Source organism: Bradyrhizobium sp. AZCC 1577, assembly GCF_036924575.1.
Taxonomy (GTDB): Bacteria; Pseudomonadota; Alphaproteobacteria; order Rhizobiales; family Xanthobacteraceae; genus Bradyrhizobium.
This window is the reverse complement of the sequence record NZ_JAZHRQ010000001.1, coordinates 6,772,702-6,793,960: the sequence shown is the minus strand read 5'-3', so window position 1 is coordinate 6,793,960 and position 21,259 is coordinate 6,772,702. Positions and strand designations below refer to the sequence as shown.

The following is a 21,259-nucleotide window of genomic DNA, read 5'->3' as shown; positions in this document are numbered from 1 at the left end:
GTCGATCAGGCGGGGGCGCCACCTCCGAACGGTTTCGGTGTCGCGAGCTCGACGAGATGCATGGTCGTCATGAAATGCTTCGAGAGCGCCGCGACCGCGGCATCGGCATCGCGCTTCAGCACGGCATGCACGATTGCCGCGTGTTCGGCCTCGACGTCGCGTGTGTGTTCGGTGTTGCGCCGGATCGCAAGCCTTCGATAGCGTTCGCTCTGCTCGTGCAGGACGTCGCGAAAACCGAGCAACCATTGCGAGCCGCAGGCGTTCACCAGCGTGCGGTGAAAGACTCTGTGCCGCACCACCCACTCCTCGTAGTGATGGGTCGGATCGTCGGGGTAGGTGTAGGGCACGGCGCAGAGCGCCGCGAAAGATTTCTCCACCGAGGCAAGCCATGCCGCATCGCCACGCTCGATCGAACGGCGCAACGCCAGCCCTTCGATATCGACGCGGGTCTGTGTCACGTCCCTGAGGTCGGCTGATGATACCGGGCTGACACGAAAGCCGCGCTGGTCGGACGCCTGCACCAACCCGTCCGCGACCAGCCGCGACAGCGCCTCGCGCACCGCGGCGAGGCTGACCGAAAACTGTTTGGCGAGACCGGCGATATGGAGCTTCTGGCCGGGTAGCAGCCGGGTCGAGAGAATATCCGCGCGCAGCCGTTCCTGAACGGCGGAGGTCAGGCTTCGCGGCCGTTCGTCGTCAAGGCGCTCGCCAAAACTCAACCCGATACTGCTCATGGCGGGCAGCTTGGCGAGAGTAGGTAGGATCGTCAATCGAAAATCGATTTTCCGCCTAAACCACTGCCTATGCTTGATTTCCTTTCTCGCCAACTCGGCTTCAAGCCGACGAGCCCAAATATTTCTCGATGAGCCGGATCAAAAATCGTCGTGACAACCTCCTTGCACTTGCTTAGATAATTCGCATGCGAAATAAATTGACCTCATCGATATGAGCCCGCGTCGCGAGCACCGGCTCGTGTTCCTGCTCAACGTCGCGCAGCGCCGGCTGCAGCGCTGGATGGCGGCGCGGTCCCCGCGCAGCGGCGTGACCGCCGCGCAGTCCGGCCTGCTCTTCGTCCTGGGCCAGCGCGACGGCGCCCTGATGGGCGAGGCGGGTGCGGCGCTCGATCTTGGACCACCTGGCATCAGCGGATTGGTGGACCGGATGACGGCGGCGAATCTGATCGAGCGGCGGGCCGATCCGGATGACGGGCGTGCGTGGCGTCTCTGGCTGACGCCGGCCGGCCGCGCGGCGATGGCGCAGTCGAAAGCCGGGCTCGCCGAGGTCAACGCGCGGCTCACGGAAGGGTTTACCGACGCCGAGATCGATGTCGTTGCGCGCTGGCTTACCACCATGCAGAGCAGATTTCCCAAAGGAGAAGACGAATGACCGAGCACATCAAGATCGAGAAGAGCGACGGGATTTTGAGCCTGACGATGGCTCGCCCCGACAAGAAGAACGCGCTGACGAACGCGATGTACGGCGCGCTTGCGGACGCGATCGAGGCCGCCGAGACGGATTCATCCGTCCGCGTGCTGCTGATCCGCGGCGAGGGCGACATGTTCACCGCCGGCAACGACGTTGGCGAGTTTGCGGCCATTGCAACCGGCACACTTCAGGGCGAGCGCCATGTCGGCCGCTTCCTGCAGGCGCTTGCACATTCGAGCCGCCCGCTGGTCGCAGCCGTTCAGGGCCGCGCCGTCGGCATCGGCACCACGATGCTCTTGCACTGCGATCTGGTCGTGTTGGCCGAGAATGCGCTGTTGTCGACCCCGTTCGTTAACCTGGCGCTGGTGCCGGAAGCAGCTTCCAGCCTGCTGATGCCGCTTCGCATCGGCTATGCCCGCGCCTTCGAGATGTTCGCGCTCGGTGAGGCGGTCGATGCCAAATCCGCATTCGCCTGGGGACTTGCCAGCCGCGTGGTGCCGCTCGACAAGCTCGATGCGGAAGCGAAGGCTTTCGCGTCGCGGTTGGCGAAACAGCCGGCAGGCGCCGTCAGCACGACCAAACGGCTGATGCGCAACCCGGAACTCCTGATGGCGCAGATCAAGGCCGAGAGCGAGCAGTTCGCGGCTCGCTTGAAGACGATGGAGGCGCGTGAGGCTTTCGTTGCGTTCGCCGAGCGCCGGCCGCCGGACTTTTCGAAACTGGCAAGCTAGCCGGCACCGGCCGCATTGAAGATGGTTTTTCTCGCCTGCGACGGCGAGGCAATTGACCGCCCGTGGCGGCCCAGCTACCTCTTTGGGCCGCCCGCGGGGGAAACAAATGAACAAGAACAATGACACTTCCGAATTCGACTACGTCATCGTCGGCGCCGGATCGGCCGGATGCGTGCTCGCCAATCGATTGACGGCCGACGGCAAGTACTCCGTCCTGTTGCTGGAGGCCGGGCCGAAGGACACCAATCTCTGGATCCATGTGCCGCTCGGCTACGGCAGGCTGTTCAAGGAAAAATCCGTCAACTGGATGTACCAAACCGAGCCCGAACCGGAATTGAACGGGAGGCAGGTGTTCCAGCCGCGCGGCAAAGTGCTCGGCGGCTCCAGTTCCATCAACGGCCTGCTCTATGTGCGGGGCCAGCATGAGGATTACGATCGATGGCGGCAGCGCGGCAATGCCGGCTGGGGCTATGACGACGTACTGCCCTATTTCAGGAAGGCCGAGAACCAGCAGCGCGGCGCCGACAAATATCACGGCGCCGGCGGCCCGCTGCCGGTATCCGACTGGCGGCATCATGATCCCCTGTCGGAAGCGTTTGTCGTCGCCGCGGCTGAGGCCGGCATTCCGACCAATCCCGATTTCAACGGTGCCACGCAGGAGGGCGCGGGATTTTTCCAGACGACGACAAGGCGTGGGCGCCGGGCCAGCACTGCGTTCTCCTACCTTCGTCCGGCCAGGAAGCGGCCTAACCTTCACATCGAGACTTCGGCGCTGGCGCAGCGCATCCTGTTCGAAGGCCGCCGCGCCAAGGCGGTCGAGTACAAGCAGGAAGGCCGCGTGCGCACTGCACGGGCGCGCAAGGAAATTCTGGTCTCCAGCGGCGCATACAACTCGCCGCAACTGCTGCAGCTATCCGGCGTCGGGCCGGCGGATCTGTTGAAGCAGCACGGCATCGAGATCGTGCTCGATGCGCCCGGCGTCGGCAATGATCTGCAGGACCACATGCAGGTCCGCCTGATCACGCGTTGCGCGCAAAAGTGCACGCTCAACGATGTCGTCAACAACCCGATCCGCAAGATGATGGCGGGCATTCAGTACGCAGCCCTGCGCAAGGGGCCGCTGACGATCGCGGCCGGCACGTCAGGCGCTTTCTTCAAGACCAGCCCACGGCTGGCGTCGCCCGACATTCAGATTCACTTTCTGCCGTTCTCGACCGACAAGATGGGCGAGAAGCTGCATGCGCTTTCCGGGTTCACCGCCTCCGTCTGCCAGTTGCGCCCGGAGAGCCGCGGCTCGCTGCGTATCAGGAGCGCCGATCCTTCCCAACCGCCGGAAATCCGCATCAATTACCTCGCCACCGAAACCGATCGCCGCGCTTTCATCGACGGCATCCGCATCCTGCGCAAGATTCTCGCAGCCCCCGCGCTGAAGGCTTACGCGGTCTCAGAAGTCGATCCGGGTTCGAAGGTGCAGAGCGACGACGAACTGCTGGATTTCTGCCGCCGCACCGGCAGCACGGTCTATCACCCGACCTCGACCTGCCGGATGGGCAGCGATGCGCTCGCGGTCGTCGACCAGCGCTTGAGCGTGCGCGGCATCGAAGGCCTTCGCGTGGTCGACGCCTCGATCATGCCGGACCTGATGTCCGGCAATACAAATGCGCCGACGATTATGATCGCGGAGAAGGCCTCCGACATGATTTTGGAGGATGCAAGGTAGGCAACGGCGTCAGCGGCAAACACCGCTGTCATCATCCGCGAAGGCGGATGATCCAGTACGCCGTGACGTTTCGGCTCTTGCCTCCGCTGGCGGTTACTGGATGCCCGCCTTCGCGGGCATGACGGCGATGTCGCATCATCCCTTCCACCCCCGCACCCGCTTGAGCATCTGCTCGACATGGGCGATGGGCGTTTCCGGCTGGATGCCGTGGCCGAGGTTGAAGATCAGCCGTCCTTGCGCGTAGTTCGCCAGCACGTCGTCGACGGCGCGGTCGAGCGCGGCGCCACCTGCGACCAGCGCCAGCGGATCGAGATTGCCCTGCACGGCGACACGGTTCTGCACGCGCTCGCGGATCATGGAAGGTTCGGCCGCCCAGTCGATGCTCACCGCATTGACGCCCGTTGCTTCCACATAGGCCGGCAGCAGCGCGCCGGCGCCGCGCGGAAAGCCGATGATCTTGGCGTCCGGCACTTGCGCGCGCACGCCGGCAACGATGCGCTTCGCCGGCTCGATCGACCAGCGCTCGAATTCGCGCGGCGGCAGCACGCCGGCCCAGGTGTCGAAGATCTGCAAGCAGTCAGCGCCGGCCTTGAGCTGGCCGAGCAGATACTGGATCGAATTCTCCACCAGCACGTCGATGATTTCAGCGAACGCCTCGGGATGACGGTAGGCCATCATCCGCGCCGGCGCCTGGTCCGGCGTGCCTTGTCCTGCAACCATGTAGGTTGCGACTGTCCAGGGCGCGCCGCAGAAGCCGATCAGCGCGATCTCAGGTGCAAGCTCGCGCTTCACGCGACGTAACGCTTCATAGACCGGCTCCAGCTTGCCGAAATCGGCATGGCGCGCGAGCGCCGCCACATGCTCGGGGGTATCCAGCGGATCAAGCCGCGGACCTTCGCCGGCCTCGAAGCGCACGGAGCGGCCGAGTGCGTAGGGGATGACGAGAATGTCGGAAAAAATGATCGCCGCATCGAAGTTGAAACGGCGGATCGGCTGCAGCGTTACCTCAGCGGCATATTCCGGCGTAAAGCACAAATCGAGGAAACTCCCCGCCTTGGCGCGCAGCTCGCGATACTCCGGCAGATAGCGGCCGGCCTGTCGCATCATCCACACCGGCGGCACCTTCTGCCTGTGGCCGGAGAGCACTTCGACGAAAGGTTTCACGACGGATTTCTGAGACAAGACGTGGATTCCTGCGGGCGCGGCGGGTGCGCCTCTGATACACGCAGGTTCCCTCGAGGCCAAGGACGGATAGCGAGGGCAAACGTGGAACCGGCGTAAAACGGGGCCGTTATCTCACTCATGGAGGTTCCTATGGCCCAGAAGTTCAATCCTGCTGCGCACGACAAGCACGCCGACGATCCCCGCGAAGCGCTGAAGGCCGACCGGGAAATCCATGAAAAACTCGAGGCCGGGCTGGTCGACACGTTTCCGGCATCGGACCCCGTGAGCGCTGCGCAACCGGCGCCGTCGAAAGCCGATCACGAACATGAGAAACCATCGCTGTGGCACAAGGTTCGCGCCGCCTTCCGCTAGTGCAAGAATGGCGCGTATTGTTTCGCGTGGCAAACGGCCTCCCCAAGGGAGGCCGTTTCTGTTTGTACTTCAATAATGCGGCGGCGGCTCGTTCGCCGGACCGGGCAAGTTGCTTTCGGCTTCCCGCAGCCGCTCCTTCAGTTCAGCCAATTGGCGCGTCAAGGAATCGATCTGGTGCCACTGTGCGGTAATCGTGTGATTCAGCACCTCGATCGTCTCATCCTGGAACGTCGCCCGTATTTCCAGCGCGTCGAGGCGCTCGCTCAGTGCGGTGACGTCATTCGTGCGCGCCATCGTTCCCTCGTCGCTGCCGCAGGCCGTGGCCCAGCGCCACGCGTTCGTCGAACACGAAGCATTCGCCGCGCCAGCGGCTCTCATTCTCCGGTACGCCTTCGAGATAGCGGAGGATGCCGCCCTTGAGATGATAGACCTCGTCAAATCCGTGCGCCAGCAGATAGGCGCTGGCCTTCTCGCATCGGATACCGCCAGTGCAGAACATCGCAATCTTCTTGTGCTTCGCCGGATCGAGCTTCTGTGCGGCGAATTCCTTGAACTGCCCAAAGCTCTTGAGGCCGGGGTCGATCGCGCCTTCGAACGTCCCCATCGCCACTTCGAACGCATTGCGGGTGTCGATGATCAGCGTGTCGGGGGCTGCAATCAGTTCGTTCCAGTCTGACGGCTCGACATAGGTGCCGACCTGGCGCGTCGGATCAACCGCCATATCTCCGAGCGTAACGATTTCCTTCTTCAGCCGGATCTTCAGCCGCCGAAACGGCATCTCGGAAGCGGTTGAAAACTTGAGTTCGAGATTGCCGAGCCGCCCGCCGAAAAGGGCGCCGTGCTGCAATTCGCCGACGAACGCGTCGATGCTCGCATCGCCGCCCGCAACCGTGCCGTTGATGCCCTCATGCGCCAGTAGCACGCTGCCCTTCAGCCCGAGGCCTGCAGCAAACGAGCCCAGCGGTTCGCGCAACTCCCGGAAGTCCGGCAGCGCGGCGAATTGATAGAAGGCGGCGACCTTGAGCGACATGGCGATCGTTTATCAGGCGAGCCGCGCAGGGGAAACCCCGTCGTCGTCCCTGCGAACGCAGGGACCCATAACCACCAGTCGTCGGAATGGCAGAAGGCGTCTACCGCAGTGCCTTCTCCATAGGACACAGCGTATGGGCCCCTGCGTTCGCAGGGGCGACGGAGATCGGTGACTTTTCTTGGCATGCCAGCCATTGCCCTGCCGGGGATGAATATGCCAAAGAACCGTCTGTAAACCCGCCCGATGCTTCCGCGGGATGCTCAAGAAACGCTGAAAAGAAAGCACTCGCGATGAGGAATTTCCATTTCGCCGGCCGCTCCACGGTCCATGCCCAGAACGCGATGGTGGCAACGTCGCATCCGGAGGCCGCATTGGTCGCAATCGACGTGATGAGGGCGGGCGGCACGGCGGCGGACGCCGCGGTCGCGGCTTGCGCGTTGCTCGGCGTCATCGAGCCGCAATCGACCGGTATCGGGGGCGATTGCTTCGCGCTGATCCAACCCAGGGGCGAGGGCAAGATTGTCGCCTATAATGGCTCTGGCCGCGCGCCGATGGCGGCCAAGGCCGAATGGTACCTTGAACGCAAGATCCGTTCGGTACCGCTGACCTCGGCGCATGCGGTGAGCATTCCCGGCGCGATCGACGCCTGGGAGACGATCCTGCGCGACCACGGCAAGATGGGACTCGATACGCTTCTGCAGCCCGCGATCAAGGCTGCGGAGGAAGGCTACGTCGTCGCGCCCCGTATTGCTTTCGACTGGAAGAACCAGTTCGAGAAGCTGAAGAACGGCACCAACACCGAGCGCTATCTGCTGCCGCACGGCAAGCCCGCGGTGGCTGGCGACGTGATCCACCAGCCCGAATTGGGCAAGACCCTGCGTGCGATCGCCAAGAACGGCCGCGACGCCTTTTATACCGGCGAGATCGCCGCGGACATGGTAGAGACCTTGCGCGGCATCGGCGGCCTGCACACGCTGGAAGATTTCGCCGCACATTCGACCGAGACGACATCGCCGATCGGCACGATGTACAAAGGCCACGATGTCTGGCAGTGCCCGCCGAACGGTCCTGGCATCACCATGCTAGTGATGCTGAATATCCTTTCTCGCTTCGATCTAACGAAATTCGCGCCACTCAGCGTCGAGCGTTTCCATCTGGAGGCGGAAGCCGCGCGCATCGCCTACATGATGCGAGAGCAGCACGTCGCCGATCCGCAGCATGTTCATGTCGATGTCGCCGGAATCCTCGCCAAGGAATTCGCCGACGAGCACATCAAGAACATCCGGATGGACCGGCTGCTCGACCTGCCGAACGTCGCGCCACCGATGAATCCATCGACGGTCTACATCACGGTGGTCGACAAGGACCGCAACGTCTGCTCGTTCATTAACTCGATCGCGCATTCCTTCGGCTCGGCGATCGTGTCCAACAAGACCGGCATCCTCCTGCAGAACCGCGCCGGCGGCTTCCGGATTCAGCCGGGCCATCCCAACTGCATCGCGCCGGGCAAGCGCCCGCTGCACACCATCATTCCGTCGCTCGCGACCAAGAACGGTCGCGCGATAATGCCATTCGGCGTGATGGGCGGCCAGTATCAGCCGGTGGGACAGACCCACGTGCTGACCAATATGCTGGACTATGGCTGCGATGTGCAGGAAGCCATCGATATGCCGCGCGGCCTGCATTACGAAGGCGTCTACCAGCTTGAGGACAGTGTGCCGGCCGAGATCGTCGAGGGCCTGAAGAAGATCGGCCACAAGACCACCAGCGTGGTCGGTCCGCTCGGCGGCGGCCAGGCGATCTGGATCGACTGGGAAAAGGGCACGCTGACCGGCGGTTCCGATCCCCGCAAGGACGGTTGCGCGCTGGGCTACTGAGCGTCTAGAAGCTCGGTCTCTCCAGAAAGAGGTTCAACAGATGCGCTTCTCGCGACGCACGATCTTCCGAACCGCATTTGCCGCCATGGCAGCCGCGGTTTCAACGCCCGCTGCCATCAGGATGGCAGCGGCCCAGACCGCAGGAAAACCCATGACCACAGCTTCAGGCTTGCAGATCATCGACAGCAAGGTCGGCACCGGCGCCTCGCCCAAGACCGGCCAGACCTGCGTCATGCATTACACCGGCTGGCTCTACGAGAACGGCCAGAAGGGCAAGAAGTTCGATTCCTCCGTCGACCGTAACGAGCCGTTCGAGTTCAAGATCGGCCAGCGCCAGGTGATCGCCGGCTGGGACGAAGGCGTCGCATCGATGAACGTCGGCGGCAAGCGCACGCTGATCATTCCGCCCGCGCTCGGTTACGGCGCGCGCGGCGCCGGCGGCGTCATTCCGCCGAATGCGACGCTGATGTTCGACGTCGAATTGCTGGCGGTGAAGTAGCCGCACACCGAACGAGGGAACGCATCGTGAAGGTCTCGATCCTCGACGACTATTTCGACACGCTGCGCACCCTCGATTGTTTCGGCAAGCTGGCGGGACACGACGTCACGATCTGGAACGATCATGTCCAGGATGTCGATGCGCTGGTGGAGCGCCTGCGCGATACCGAGGCGCTCGTGTTAATCCGCGAGCGCACGCAGATCCGGACACCGCTGCTGGAACGCTTGCCGAAACTGAAGCTGATCAGCCAGCGCAGCGTCTACCCGCATATCGACATCGACACCTGCACCCGGCTCGGCATCGTCGTGTCGTCGAGCCAGCATGCCGATACGCCGTCCTATGCGACCGCCGAATTCACCTGGGGCCTGATCCTGGCGGCGATGCGCGCCATTCCGCAGCAGATGGCGGCGCTCAAGGCCGGCAAATGGCAGATCGGCGTCGGCCACACGCTGCGTGGCAAGACGCTCGGCATTTATGGCTATGGGCGGATCGGTGCCGTCGTCGCGGGCTACGGCAAGGCGTTCGGCATGAACGTGCTGGTATGGGCGCGCGAACCGGCCATGGCGAAGGCCCGCGCCGACGGATACGAGACTGCAGCAGGCAAGGCTGATTTCTTCGAACGATGCGACGTCCTTTCGCTGCACATGCGGCTCGTCGATGCCACGCGCGGCATCGTGAAAGCAGAAGATCTTGCGCGCATGAAGCCGTCGGCGCTTCTGGTCAACACCAGCCGTGCGCCGCTGATCGAGCCGAACGCGCTGGTCAACGCGCTGCGCGCCGGAAGACCTGGCATGGCGGCGGTGGACGTCTACGAAAAAGAGCCGCTTCGCGACGTCAACGATCCGCTCCTGAACATGGACAACGTGGTCTGCACGCCGCATCTCGGCTACGTATCGCGCAACGAATACGAAATCCAGTTCACGGATATCTTCGATCAAATCGTTGCCTATGCCGCCGGAACACCGACGAATGTTGTCAATCCGGATGTGATGTCCAGACGGCGTTGAATAGGCGGGGTGCGCCCGGCCATGACGAAAACCGGGACGCCCATGCGCCGCCGGCTCCCTTAATCTTCTGGTTTGCAACCCCGGATTTCGATACCGTTCGGGATAAACAATATTTCGAGAAGGCGCCCAATGACCGGCACGCAAGACCACACCCATTCGCACCACTCTCACGATCACGACGAGCGCTGGAAGCATGACGGCGTCCGCGTGATTCCCGGCAATCAGCTCGATCCCAACGTGCCCTCGACCGCGGGCATGGACCGCAAGGCCGCGATCAATTTCGCCCGCGTCGGCGCGCAGAAATTGTGGGCGGGCACGGTGACGATCCGGCCCGATGCCAAGACAGGCGCGCATCACCACGGCCATCTCGAAAGCATCATCTATGTCGTGAAGGGCAAGGCGCGGATGCGCTGGGGCGAACATCTGCAGTTCACCGCCGAGGCCGGCCCCGGAGATTTCATCTTCGTGCCGCCGTACGTGCCGCACCAGGAGATCAATGCCAGCCGCGACGAGGTGCTGGAATGCGTGCTGGTGCGCTCTGACGGCGAGGCGGTGGCGATCAATCTCGACATCGAGCCGGTGGAAAAGCCGGAGACGGTGCTGTGGGTCGATCCGGTGCACCGCGATCCCGCCGAGAAGAAGTGACGATTGCAACGTTACCTGGCATCGCAGCCGCTTGAGAGAATCCAATGACGCTTGTTCGCTACGAGAGCACGGGCCACGTCGCCACCATCACGATGGATCGTAGATCCTCGCACAACGCGCTCAACAACGCCTTGTGCGACGAACTGCGGCAGGCCTGGCAGCGTTTTCACGACAGCGACGATCGCGTGGCGGTGCTCGCCTCGTCCGAGGACGCGTATTTCTCGGTCGGCGCCGACGTGAAGGATCTCCCCGTCAACATGTGGCACGCGGTGCCCGGCTTGGGCGTTGAGCTGGACAAGCCGGTCATTGCCGCGACCTCGGGATGGGTCGTCGGCGGCGCCTTCGTGCTGGTGCAGATGGCCGACATGTGCGTGGCCTCGGAGACGACGCGCTTCATCTACCCCGAGGGCAAGATCGGCACCACCGCCGGCGGCGTCTCCTCGGTGATGGCGCGCATGCCGCACAAGATCGCCATGGAATTCCTCCTGGTCGGTGAGGAAATGTTGGCGGAGCGGGCCTACCAGATTGGCTTCGTCAACAAGGTCGCGCCGAAGGGGCAGCATGTCATGCTCGCCCAGGAGATGGCCGCAAAAATCGCCGCGAATGCGCCGCTGGTAGTTCGGGCTCTCAAGAAGCTCGCCCGCGATGCGATGCCGAAGGGACCACTGGAGACGGTCGCCGAGGTGCGCCGGCTGCTCGACGTCGTGCGCGACAGCGACGACCTCAAGGAAGGCGTCAAGGCGTTTGCGGAAAAGCGCAAGCCTGACTTCAAGGGCAGGTAGCGGCCATTCGCCGCCGGACTCTGGCGAACCATGCGCCCTTTCCCAGCGCGAAAAATAATTCGAGCAGGGATGTCGGGTCCGCTCTCGCCCGCTCGTCCTTGGCACGAACCCCGCGAAAAAAGGAGCCCCTTATGGCCAAAATGATCTTCGTCAACCTGCCGGTCAGCGATCTCGCCCGCTCGACTGCCTTTTATCAGGCGATCGGCGCTGAAAAGAACCCGCAATTCTCCGACGACACGGCATCCTGCATGGTGGTGTCCGAAAGCATTTACGTGATGCTGCTGACCCACGACAAGTATCGCCAGTTCACCTCGAAGAAGATCGCCGACGCCAAGGCCACGAGCCAAGTCCTGCTCTGCCTTTCCGCCGACAGCCGCAACGCAGTGGACGATATGGTCGGAAAGGCGCAAGGCGCCGGCGGCGGAGCCGATCCGGGTCCGAAGCAGGATTACGGATTCATGTATGGCCGCAGCTTCGAAGATCCCGATGGTCATCATTGGGAAGTGATGTGGATGGATGTCGCGGCCGCCACCGCCGCGCAGCCCGCCACCGCGTGACAGGTCGAACCCGTCAGAAATCAGGCTGCAAATCTCTACGTCTCGTAGCTCGCCCAGTGTGTCATCGCCCGGCCTTGACCGGGCGATCCAGTAAGCTGTGCTGCCGATTGTTGCGAAGGAACTGACGCCGCGAAGTACTGGATGCCCCGCTTGAAGCGGGCATGACGACGGTAGGCGCACGCGGCTACTCGCCCGCCGGTTGATGGTCGCGATCGAAATGCGTTCAACGCGATGGACATAAAAATCTGGAGCGGCCACACTAAATTGTGCCGCAATGTCATTCCGTGATTCCGTGCCAGATTGTCCGTGAAGCCATTGGCCCCATCACATTCTGTTCTGTCCGATTCGATGATGCGCACGGGCATCACCGCGGGACTTCTTTTTGTTCTCGCGCACTTTGCGATGCTGATCGGCGTCACCGCCCCGGAAAAATTCTATTTCGACGAGGTGCATTACGTCCCGGCGGCGCGGCAGATGCTTGAGCCGGTGATGCGAGAGCCGATCCTCAACCCGATGCATCCACCGCTCGCCAAGCAGTTCATCGCCCTGTCGATCCATTCATTAGGCGACGGACCGCTGGGCTGGCGATATCCGGCCGTGCTTTTCGGATCGCTCGCCGTTGTTGCGGTGTATCTGTGCGGCCTGGCGCTGTTCGCCGCCCAGAGCCCGGCGATTGCGGCGAGCCTGCTCGCCTTTTTCAATCAGATGCTGTTCTTGCAATCGCGGATCGCGATGCTGGATATTTTTGCGCTCGCTTTCGGCCTGTTCGCCATCGCGGCATTCATGCATGGCTTTCGAAGAGAGCGGCCGCATCTGTGGTTCGCGCTTGCCGGGATCGGCTTTGGCCTATCGGCCGGCTGCAAATGGAGCGGGCTGTTCGCGCTCGCAGTCTGCATCGGCATCGTCGCCGTGATCCGCTTGATGCAAAGCTGGCGCACTCACTTCGCGGATGCCGGGCCGGAGGATTGGTACCGGCCCGATCGCTGGCCCGGTTTCAAGGCCTGGCATTTCGCTGTCTGCTTCGCAGTAATTCCGGCCGTCGTTTATCTTGCCACCTTCATTCCGCTCTACGGATTGTCAGTTTCGGATATTCTGCAGGCGCAGCGGCGCATCTTCAACGATAACACGACGAGTGCGATTGCAGGCCACACCTATATGAGTTCATGGCCGTCCTGGCCGTTCCTGGTGCGCCCGATCTGGTATCTTTTTGACAAGGTCGACGAAGACCATATCGCCGCCGTGGTCTTCCTCGGCAACCCGCTGATCCTGTGGCCGGCGCTGATTGCGGTCGCGATCTGCCTGCGCGACTGGATCGTGACGCGGCGGGCCGACGCCTTCCTGATACTGGCGTTCTATTTCGGCCCATACCTCGCATGGGCATTGCTGCCGCGAACGCTCGGCTTCATCTATTACTATCTGCCGGCGGCGACCACGGCGAGCCTTGCGCTGGTGTATGCCTTGAAACGCGTCAGCATGCCCGGTTGGGTGCTATGGGCCTACGTTGCAATCGGCTTTGCCGGCTTTGCCGCAATGTTGCCGATATCGGCCGCGTTCATAGGTACCTCGATGGCGACGTTCAGCCGCCTGATGATCTTCCAGAACTGGATTTGAGGCGCCACTCGCGCTGTTTAGCCAATGGAAAATCCGCCTGCCGCGGGCGGCAGGCGGATCGGCTTTCAAAACCTCACTTTTCAAAAACTCACTTGGAGGCGGTCTTGCTATCCATGTTGACGACCTGAACGCGGCGGTTGGTGGGGTCCATCGGCGCATTCGCGTCCTTCGGCTTGGTCTCGCCGTAACCGACCGTCACGAGATTGGAACCGGCGATGCCGTACTTCTCGGTCAGGTACTTCTTGATCGTATCGGCACGTCGCTCGGAAAGATCCTGGTTGTAGGCCTCGCTGCCGATCGCGTCGGTATGACCGGCGACCACAAAGGTCGAACCCTTCAGGCTCGAATCGGAGAGCGCCTTGCCGAGTTCCTGCACAGCGGAAACCGAGTTCTTGCTGATGTCGGCCGAATTGTAGTCGAACTGAATTTCGAGATCGATCTTCGGTTTGCTCGCGGCAAGTTCCGCGATTTCCTGGCGCTCGCCGAGCGACAGCGACCGGGTCTTGCGGTTGCGTAGGGTGTCGACGAAGCCGACTTCCTTGGCCTTTGCGGCAGCATCCACCGGCTGCTGCGGGCCGGTCGAAAGGCCGCGGGTCGCGCCCGGCTTCGGCTTCAGAGCGTCCAGGATCTTGTCGGCCGAGACGGTGTCGCCGGCGACGGCCAGCCCCGCCGTCATCGACAGCGCGGCGCCGATAGTCATGATCGAGAGAAAGCGGGTCATTGTCGTAATCCTCACTGTTAACGCCTGCAAACTGGCGTGCATGACGTTTTGATGCTGCGACGATAGGACGGGTTCAAAGCAGGCAATGTGATTCAAATCACATTGGTAAAGGCTGCCTGATGTCGAAGTCGAGGCCGGTGACGCCGGAGGTCGCGGCGCTAGCTACGCTGTCGTGACTGAACGGTCTGAGCAGCGGGCAACGACGCTTCGCCGGATAACGACGCTTCGCCGGATAACGGGCCGCTCCATCACATCCCCCGCTGACTTCGGAAAAGAAAAAAAGCGGCTCGTCGCGCCAGTGCCGATCTGTGGACAACAAATCGGCCAGATGCGCGTCTAGCAAAACCACTCACAGAAAAATCTGAAGAAGAATTCGTTCGGGGCAACCAAACGGGCGGGGCGGGTGTTACAGTCAGTCAAGCGTCAGCGTGAGTACCTGGGTCATCGCACCAGCGCATCGGAGCCAGCCGGTTCCGGAAGTTCAATGCCAACACTGATCGGCGCGGCGATGATCGCCGCTGCAATCTTGCTGTCGACGCTACTCAACGCGCTCGGCAGCCGCTATGTCGGGTTCGAAAGCCCGACAGAGGAGAGCGCGTGGCTGGTCGATCGCCTCACCGGCCATGTCTACAAATGCCATGCGCCGCAGCCCGGCCGCGCCTCCTGCGAGGCCGAGATCGCAACCGGCAGCGTCGGAGATCGGCAGAAGCAGTGAGGTGAGTTCGCGCCGCGAGGCGGCGGTCAGGGAACCCGGGACTCCCCACACGCGCGAATCCCGCTACATTGCCGTGCGATGCCCCGCACGACTAAGCCCCATCTCCTGACCAAGCTGGAAGCCCGGCGAATCTGGCTGCACGCTCAACGGCTCGACACCAGCGAACCGTTCGGCGCCGGACCGCAGGCGGTCGCGGCCGTGGTGGACCATCTCGGCTATGTCCAGATCGACACCATCCACGTCATCGAGCGCTGCCATCACCACATTCTCTATAGCCGCATCCCGGCTTACGCCCGCGCCGACCTGCGCCAGGCGCAGAGCGTCGACAAGAGCGTGTTCGAATACTGGACCCACGCCCTGTCCTATGTGCCGGCGAAGGATTTTCGCTTCTTCGTTCCGGCGATGCGAGAGCACCGGCGCGAAGGCCACCCATGGTTTGCCTCCGTCAAGCCGGAGGACACCCGCAAGGTGATGCGGCTGTTGCGGCGCGACGGCGCGCTCACCATCCGCGACATCGAGGACGACATCCTGACCGAGAAAGAGCATCTGTGGCAGAGCCGAAAACCCTCGAAGCGGGCGCTGCAGCTTGCCTTCTACACCGGCGAGGTGACGATCTCCGAACGCACCGGCATGCTCAAGACCTATGAGCTGATGACGCGGCATTTCGGTTGGGACAAGCCGCCAAAGCCGGCTCCCTCAGCGGAAATCACCGCCTACCTGCTCGACCGCGCGCTTCGCTCGCAAGGAATCGTCAGCCTGGATTCCGCCTGCCATCTCGACGCGCCGAGTAAGCCCGCGGTGCGGCGCCTGATCGAGGCGCGGGTGCGGCGCAAGGAACTGGTGCCGGTCGCGCTTGAAGGCGCAGGCAAGCAGGAGCACTGGGCCCGGCCGGAAGTGCTGGAGGCGAATGGGACGGCGGATATAAGCGAGGGCCCGGTGCACATCCTCTCGCCGTTCGATCCCCTGATCATTCAGCGCAAGCGCACCGAACTGTTCTTCGATTACGGCCACCGCTTCGAGGCCTATGTGCCGAAGGAGAAGCGCCTGTTCGGCTATTTCGCGCTGCCGGTGCTGGTCGGCGAAGACATCGTCGCCGCCATCGATCTCAAAACCGACCGCCAGAACAAGAAACTCCTGTTGCAGAAATGGAGCTGGGTCGGCAAGGGCGCGGTGAGGGCGGCGCGCAAGGACTACAAGCGGCGCATCGAGGAAGAGCTGGATCGCTTCGAGCGGTTTCAGTTGGCGGAGTAGCGTTTGCGTTCGGGAACCCGACTCCGCCTCATCGGTTAGTTCCATGTGCCACAGCCCGGGAGGGCGACATGGGCAAGGACAAATCGGTTCTGGAGAAATTCACCGACACGGTGAAGGAGATTGCGAACACCGCGACGGAAGCTGCCAGCCAGGCGCTGAAAGCCGACGAGCCGGGGTTGAAGGCCGACGAACGCGCGGCGGCCTACGTGCCGCTTGCTGCCGATGGTCTCGTGTCCGATCCGCTGATGGTGCCGCCGATCGCAGCCGCGCCCGCACGGCGGAAGCGCACAACGAAACAACGGCGCCGCGCGCCGGCGGCCAGGGCGAGGAAAGCCGGAACGGCCAAGTCTCGAACGGCCAAGTCTCGAGCTGCGAAAGCCCGAGCTGCGAAGGCTGGAGCCGCCAAGACTCGAACCGCACAGGCGCGGAGCGCCAAGAAGACAACGAAGAGGTCGGCCGCAAGGAAATCGAGCAGCCAGAAATCAAGGCCGGCGAGCAAGACCGCGAGTAGCGCGAAGGCCACCGCAAAGAAGTCTCGCAAGAAAGCTCGACGTGCCTGATGCACGGGTGACGGGCGAGGCCATGGCCGGTGGAGGAGTGTTCCAGTTCGGCGTTCGGCGCGAGGACTTCTGAGTTCCGCTGTGCCGGGCTAAGGAGCTGGCTGGTCCGGAGGAAGCAATTACCTCTTAACCTCATCCGTCTTCACGAATTCATGATCTATGACGAATATTGACATTCGTCAGTCGCCATTCGATACTCGTCATCGGTTTCCGCGATGGAGAGTTCGATGTTCGCCCGGTCCATTTTCTCTAGCTATTACAGGCTCTTGACGGGAGCTTTTTTGGCGCTTGCGGTGTTCGTGCTGGCTGGTTGCAATGAAAAAGCGACTGAGGCGGCCGCTCCCGGGCGCCCGGTTCTGGTTGCCACCGTGCACTATGCGGCCGAGACGCCGGAACGCAGTTTCGTTGGCACCATCCGTCCCCGGATCGAGACCGACATGGGCTTCCGCGTCCCCGGCAAGGTCGCCCGGCGTCTGGTCGAGGTCGGCCAGACCGTAGATGTCGGCCAGCCACTCGCCACCCTCGATGAGGTCGATCTGAAGCTGCAGGCCGAACAGGCCGAGGCCGAATTCCGCGCCGCTACTGGCGTGCTGGCACAGGCTGGCGCCGCCGAGCAGCGCGCCAAGGATCTGCGTGCCAAGGGCTGGACCACCGACGCCCAGATGGATCAGAGCCGCGCCGCCGCCGATGAAGCGCGGGCGCGCCTCAATCGCGCCGAGCGGCAGGTCGAACTCACCAAGAACTCGCTGTCCTATGCAACGCTGGTCGCCGATACCCGCGGCGTGGTCACCGCGACCTTGATCGACCCCGGCCAGGTCGTCGCCGCCGGCCAGACCGCGGTCCGCGTCGCCCGCTTTGCCGAGAAGGAGGCCGTGGTCGCGATTCCCGAGACGCTGGTCGGCCGCGCCAAGTCCGGCACCGCCACCGTGACGCTATGGTCGGATTCGGAAAAGAAATATGCCGCGAAGCTGCGCGAGATCGCGCCTTCCGCAGACCCCGCTACGCGGACCTATCTGGCCAAATTCTCGCTGCCGGATGCCGACGACAAAGTCTCGCTTGGCATGACCGCCACCCTGACGCTGGCCGATGGGGCCAGTGAGCGCGTGGCAAAACTGCCGCTGTCGGCGCTGTTCAGCCAGGGCAGCAATCCCTCGCTCTATATCGTCGACGATTCCGGCGCGATCGCACTGAAGCCGGTCGTCGTGAAATCCTACGAGAGCAATGCCGTCGTGATTTCAGGCGGCGTCAACGAAGGCGCCAAGGTGGTTGCGCTCGGCGTGCAGAAGCTCGATCCGGCCCAGAAGGTCCGGGTGGTCTCGTCGCTGTCGTTCTAGCCCCGTCAATTAACCCCGCGCCGTCATTGCGAGGAGCGAACGCTCGCAATGACGGTGGAAGTGCAAACGTATTTCGAAGTTGGAGAGTGACATGAAGCGCTTCAATCTTTCGGGCTGGGCGGTGAGCCATCCGACCCTGATCCTGTTCCTGATGATCGTGCTCGGCGTCGCCGGCTTCTTCTCCTACCAGCGGCTCGGCCGCGCCGAGGACCCGTTCTTCACCGTGAAGGTGGTGAACGTTTCCGCGATCTGGCCGGGCGCAACCGCGCAGGAAATGCAGACCCAGGTCGCCGATCCCATCGAGAAGAAGCTGCAGGAATTGCCGTTCTTCGAGAAGGTGCAGACCTATTCCAAGCCGTCGTTCACGGCGCTGCAGGTCACCTTCAAGGATTCGACGCCGCCGAAGGACGTGCCCTATCTGTTCTATCTGTTGCGCAAGAAGCTCGCCGACGTGCAGGGCCAGTTGCCCGCAGGGCTGCTCGGGCCGAACGTCAACGACGAATTCTCCGACGTCGATTCCATTCTCTACATGATGACCGGCGACGGCGCCGACTACGCGCAATTGAAGAAGGCCGCCGAAGGCATGCGTCAGCGCCTGTTGAAGGTTTCCGGCGTCACCAAGGTCAATCTCTACGGCACCCAGGACGAGCGCATTTTCGTCGAATTCTCCCACGCCAAGCTCGCAACGCTCGGCATCACGCCGCAGGCGCTATTCGATTCGCTCGCCAAGCAGAACAACGTCACGCCCGCCGGCACGGTGGAAACTTCCTCGCAGCGCGTGCCGCTGCGCGTCACCGGCGCACTCGATGGCGCCAAGGCAGTCGCGGAAACCCCGGTCGAAAGCAACGGCCGCGTGTTCCGGCTCGGCGATATCGCGACCGTCACCCACGGCTTCGTCGACCCTCCGACCTTCGTCGCCCGTCAGGAAGGCAAGCCCGCCATCGGCATCGGCGTCGTCACCACCAAGGGCGCCAACATCCTCGAGCTCGGCAAGGAGGTCGAGAAGGCGACTAACGGGTTCATGAAGGCGGTGCCGCAGGGCATCGAGGTCGAGCAGATCGCCGACCAGCCAAAGGTGGTCGAGCGCGCCGTCGGCGAGTTCGTTCATTCCTTCATCGAGGCGCTGGCGATCGTGCTGTTCGTGTCGTTCGTCGCGCTCGGCTGGCGCACCGGAATCGTGGTCGCCATGTCGGTGCCGCTGGTGCTCGCGATCGTGTTCATCGTCATGAACGCGATGTCGATCGACCTGCACCGCATCACGCTCGGCGCGCTGATCATCGCGCTCGGCCTGTTGGTCGACGACGCCATCATCGCGGTGGAGATGATGGTGGTAAAAATGGAACAGGGCTGGGACCGCGTCCGCGCGGCGTCCTTTGCCTGGGAATCAACTGCGTTTCCGATGCTCACGGGGACGCTGGTCACGGCCGCTGGCTTCCTCCCCATCGGCTTTGCCAATTCGGCGGTCGGCGAATATGCCGGCGGCATCTTCTGGATCGTGGCGATCTCGCTGGTCGCGTCCTGGTTCGTGGCGGTGATCTTCACGCCTTATCTCGGTGTCAAGCTGCTGCCTAACATCGCCGTGCACCACAACCACGATCCGCACGCGATCTACGAGACGCGGATGTATCGGGGCCTGCGCGCCGTGGTGCAGTGGTGCGTCGACCACCGTATCAAGGTGGTGGCAGCGACGGTCGGCGTGTTCGCGCTGTCGATCGTGGGCTTTGGCAACGTGCAGCAGCAGTTCTTCCCGCTGTCGGAGCGGCCCGAGCTGTTCCTGCAACTGCGCCTGCCGGAAGGCACCGCCTTCAACGTCACGGAGAAGTCCGTCAAGAAGGCCGAAGCGCTCTTGAAGGACGACAAGGATATCGCGACCTACACCGCCTATGTCGGTCAGGGTTCGCCGCGCTTCTGGCTCGGCCTCAATCCGCAACTGCCCAACGAGGCCTTTGCAGAGATCGTGATCGTCTCCAAGGACGTCGAGGCCCGCGAGCGGATCAAGGCGCGGCTGGAGAAGGCGGTCGCCGAGGGCGACCTGTCCGAAGCGCGCGTGCGCATCGATCGCTTCAATTTCGGCCCGCCGGTCGGTTTCCCGGTCCAGTTCCGCGTGATCGGCCCCGACCCCAACACCGTGCGCGACATCGCCTACAAGGTCCGCGATGTCATGAAGCAAAATCCCAATGTCACGGAGCCGCAGCTCGACTGGAACGAGCAGTCGCCTTACCTGAAGCTCGTGGTCGATCAGGACCGGGCCAGGGCGCTCGGCCTCACCCCGCAGGACGTCTCGCAGGCGCTTGCGATGCTGATCTCGGGCGCGCCGGTCACCACCATCCGCGACGGCATCGAGAAGGTCGGCGTGGTCGCGCGCGCGGTGCCGTCCGAGCGGCTCGACCTCGGCCGCGTCGGCGATCTCACCGTGACCTCGCGCAACGGCGTCGCCGTGCCGCTGCAGCAGATTGCCAGGATCGAATATTCCCATGAGGAGCCGATCATGTGGCGGCGCAACCGCGATATGGCGATCACGGTGCGGACCGACGTCGTCGACGGCGTGCAGGCGCCCGACGTCACCAACCAGATCTGGCCGAAGCTGAAGGAAATCCGCGATCATCTCGAGCCGGCCTACCGGATCGAGCCGGGCGGCGCGTTCGAGGAATCCGAAAAGGGCAACGCCTCGATCGCCCTGCTGTTTCCGCTGATGGCGCTGGTGATGCTTACTCTGCTGATGATCCAGTTGCAGAGCTTCTCGCGTCTGATCCTGGTGTTCCTGACCGCGCCGCTCGGCATCGTCGGCGCCTCGCTCGGCCTCAATATTGCCAACCAGCCGTTCGGCTTCGTGGCGCTGCTCGGACTGATCGCGCTGGCCGGTATGATCATGCGCAACGCGGTGATTCTGGTCGATCAGATCGAGGCCGACGTTTCCCAAGGCCTGACGCGGAAGGAAGCCATCGTCGAGGCCACCGTCCGGCGGGCTCGCCCGGTGATCCTGACGGCGCTGGCGGCGATCCTGGCCATGATCCCGCTGTCCCGCTCCGCCTTCTGGGGGCCGATGGCGATCACCATCATGGGCGGCTTGTTTGTTGCAACCTTCCTGACCTTGCTGTACCTGCCGGGCCTTTACGCCCTGTGGTTCAGGAAGAGCCTGGAAGAAAGCGGTCAGGCCGAGCAGCCCGATCTTGCAGCGCAACATCAGGCCAAGGAGCACCCCAAGGGTCCGCACGCAATTCCGCTTGCCGACGCCGCAGAATAATTGAACATTGAGAG

21 protein-coding genes are annotated in these 21,259 nt (G+C 63.1%); 16 read left to right on the top strand and 5 right to left on the bottom strand.

What is annotated here, in order from left to right; all coding sequences use genetic code 11:
• Window positions 1-5: 5 nt before the first annotated feature.
• A complete protein-coding gene (locus V1278_RS32040; protein ID WP_334383494.1) occupies window positions 6-770 on the bottom strand; it encodes a GntR family transcriptional regulator in 765 nt (254 codons plus the stop codon).
• 175 nt (window positions 771-945) lie between these two features.
• On the opposite strand from V1278_RS32040, the gene V1278_RS32035 reads away from it, so the two are divergent.
• The 3 genes from V1278_RS32035 to V1278_RS32025 all read left to right on the top strand — a co-directional run bounded on the left by V1278_RS32035 (window position 946) and on the right by V1278_RS32025 (window position 3,876).
• Window positions 946-1,386 (top strand): MarR family winged helix-turn-helix transcriptional regulator, encoded by a 441-nt coding sequence (locus V1278_RS32035; protein ID WP_334367326.1) that lies wholly within the window; start codon window positions 946-948, stop codon window positions 1,384-1,386.
• Complete coding sequence (locus V1278_RS32030; protein WP_334367327.1) at window positions 1,383-2,156, top strand: enoyl-CoA hydratase; 774 nt, start codon at window positions 1,383-1,385, stop codon at window positions 2,154-2,156. The genes V1278_RS32035 and V1278_RS32030 overlap by 4 nt, the downstream gene beginning before the upstream one ends.
• A gap of 106 nt (window positions 2,157-2,262) precedes the next feature.
• Window positions 2,263-3,876 carry a GMC family oxidoreductase gene (locus V1278_RS32025; RefSeq protein ID WP_334383493.1) on the top strand — a complete coding sequence of 538 codons (1,614 nt, stop codon included), beginning with the start codon at window positions 2,263-2,265 and terminating at the stop codon, window positions 3,874-3,876.
• Between the two features lie 135 nt (window positions 3,877-4,011).
• Here the strand turns inward: V1278_RS32025 and hemE are convergent, their stop codons facing one another.
• Entirely contained in the window at window positions 4,012-5,058 is a 1,047-nt protein-coding gene (hemE, locus tag V1278_RS32020; RefSeq protein ID WP_334383492.1) for a uroporphyrinogen decarboxylase, read from the bottom strand.
• A 132-nt stretch (window positions 5,059-5,190) separates the two neighbouring features.
• On the opposite strand from hemE, the gene V1278_RS32015 reads away from it, so the two are divergent.
• On the top strand, window positions 5,191-5,412 hold the full coding sequence (locus V1278_RS32015; RefSeq protein ID WP_334383491.1) for a hypothetical protein: 222 nt from the start codon (window positions 5,191-5,193) through the stop codon (window positions 5,410-5,412).
• 69 nt (window positions 5,413-5,481) lie between these two features.
• On the opposite strand, the gene V1278_RS32010 is transcribed toward V1278_RS32015, so the two are convergent.
• Window positions 5,482-5,706: a SlyX family protein gene (locus tag V1278_RS32010; protein WP_028349523.1), complete on the bottom strand. Its 225-nt coding sequence runs from the start codon at window positions 5,704-5,706 to the stop codon at window positions 5,482-5,484.
• Entirely contained in the window at window positions 5,690-6,442 is a 753-nt protein-coding gene (gene trhO / locus V1278_RS32005; protein WP_334383490.1) for an oxygen-dependent tRNA uridine(34) hydroxylase TrhO, read from the bottom strand. Before trhO ends, V1278_RS32010 begins: the two co-directional genes overlap by 17 nt.
• A 290-nt stretch (window positions 6,443-6,732) precedes the next feature.
• Between trhO and ggt the strand changes: the two genes are divergently transcribed.
• The 7 genes from ggt to V1278_RS31970 all read left to right on the top strand — a co-directional run bounded on the left by ggt (window position 6,733) and on the right by V1278_RS31970 (window position 13,420).
• Window positions 6,733-8,319, top strand: coding sequence for a gamma-glutamyltransferase (gene ggt, locus V1278_RS32000; protein WP_334383489.1), 1,587 nt, complete (start codon window positions 6,733-6,735; stop codon window positions 8,317-8,319).
• A gap of 85 nt (window positions 8,320-8,404) precedes the next feature.
• Window positions 8,405-8,818, top strand: coding sequence for an FKBP-type peptidyl-prolyl cis-trans isomerase (locus V1278_RS31995; RefSeq protein ID WP_249734171.1), 414 nt, complete (start codon window positions 8,405-8,407; stop codon window positions 8,816-8,818).
• Window positions 8,819-8,844: 26 nt separating this feature from the next.
• A complete protein-coding gene (locus V1278_RS31990) occupies window positions 8,845-9,825 on the top strand; it encodes a D-2-hydroxyacid dehydrogenase family protein (RefSeq protein WP_334383488.1) in 981 nt (326 codons plus the stop codon).
• Between the two features lie 129 nt (window positions 9,826-9,954).
• Window positions 9,955-10,470 (top strand): cupin domain-containing protein, encoded by a 516-nt coding sequence (locus V1278_RS31985; RefSeq protein WP_334383487.1) that lies wholly within the window; start codon window positions 9,955-9,957, stop codon window positions 10,468-10,470.
• A 44-nt stretch (window positions 10,471-10,514) separates the two neighbouring features.
• Complete coding sequence (locus tag V1278_RS31980) at window positions 10,515-11,252, top strand: enoyl-CoA hydratase/isomerase family protein (protein WP_334383486.1); 738 nt, start codon at window positions 10,515-10,517, stop codon at window positions 11,250-11,252.
• Between the two features lie 131 nt (window positions 11,253-11,383).
• A complete protein-coding gene (locus V1278_RS31975; protein WP_334383485.1) occupies window positions 11,384-11,809 on the top strand; it encodes a VOC family protein in 426 nt (141 codons plus the stop codon).
• Between the two features lie 351 nt (window positions 11,810-12,160).
• On the top strand, window positions 12,161-13,420 hold the full coding sequence (locus tag V1278_RS31970) for a phospholipid carrier-dependent glycosyltransferase (RefSeq protein ID WP_442894637.1): 1,260 nt from the start codon (window positions 12,161-12,163) through the stop codon (window positions 13,418-13,420).
• An 88-nt stretch (window positions 13,421-13,508) separates the two neighbouring features.
• Here the strand turns inward: V1278_RS31970 and V1278_RS31965 are convergent, their stop codons facing one another.
• Window positions 13,509-14,141: an OmpA family protein gene (locus V1278_RS31965; protein WP_065743393.1), complete on the bottom strand. Its 633-nt coding sequence runs from the start codon at window positions 14,139-14,141 to the stop codon at window positions 13,509-13,511.
• Between the two features lie 484 nt (window positions 14,142-14,625).
• On the opposite strand from V1278_RS31965, the gene V1278_RS31960 reads away from it, so the two are divergent.
• From V1278_RS31960 to V1278_RS31940, 5 genes are all read left to right on the top strand, one after another.
• Window positions 14,626-14,856, top strand: coding sequence for a hypothetical protein (locus V1278_RS31960; protein ID WP_334367341.1), 231 nt, complete (start codon window positions 14,626-14,628; stop codon window positions 14,854-14,856).
• A gap of 78 nt (window positions 14,857-14,934) precedes the next feature.
• On the top strand, window positions 14,935-16,107 hold the full coding sequence (locus V1278_RS31955) for a winged helix-turn-helix domain-containing protein (RefSeq protein ID WP_334383484.1): 1,173 nt from the start codon (window positions 14,935-14,937) through the stop codon (window positions 16,105-16,107).
• 68 nt (window positions 16,108-16,175) lie between these two features.
• The gene (locus V1278_RS31950; protein WP_334383483.1) at window positions 16,176-16,667 is read left to right on the top strand and encodes a hypothetical protein; all 492 of its coding nucleotides are present in this window, start codon (window positions 16,176-16,178) and stop codon (window positions 16,665-16,667) included.
• A gap of 227 nt (window positions 16,668-16,894) precedes the next feature.
• Window positions 16,895-18,001 (top strand): efflux RND transporter periplasmic adaptor subunit, encoded by a 1,107-nt coding sequence (locus tag V1278_RS31945; protein ID WP_334367344.1) that lies wholly within the window; start codon window positions 16,895-16,897, stop codon window positions 17,999-18,001.
• A 91-nt stretch (window positions 18,002-18,092) separates the two neighbouring features.
• Window positions 18,093-21,245 (top strand): efflux RND transporter permease subunit, encoded by a 3,153-nt coding sequence (locus V1278_RS31940; protein ID WP_334367345.1) that lies wholly within the window; start codon window positions 18,093-18,095, stop codon window positions 21,243-21,245.
• Window positions 21,246-21,259: the final 14 nt, after the last annotated feature.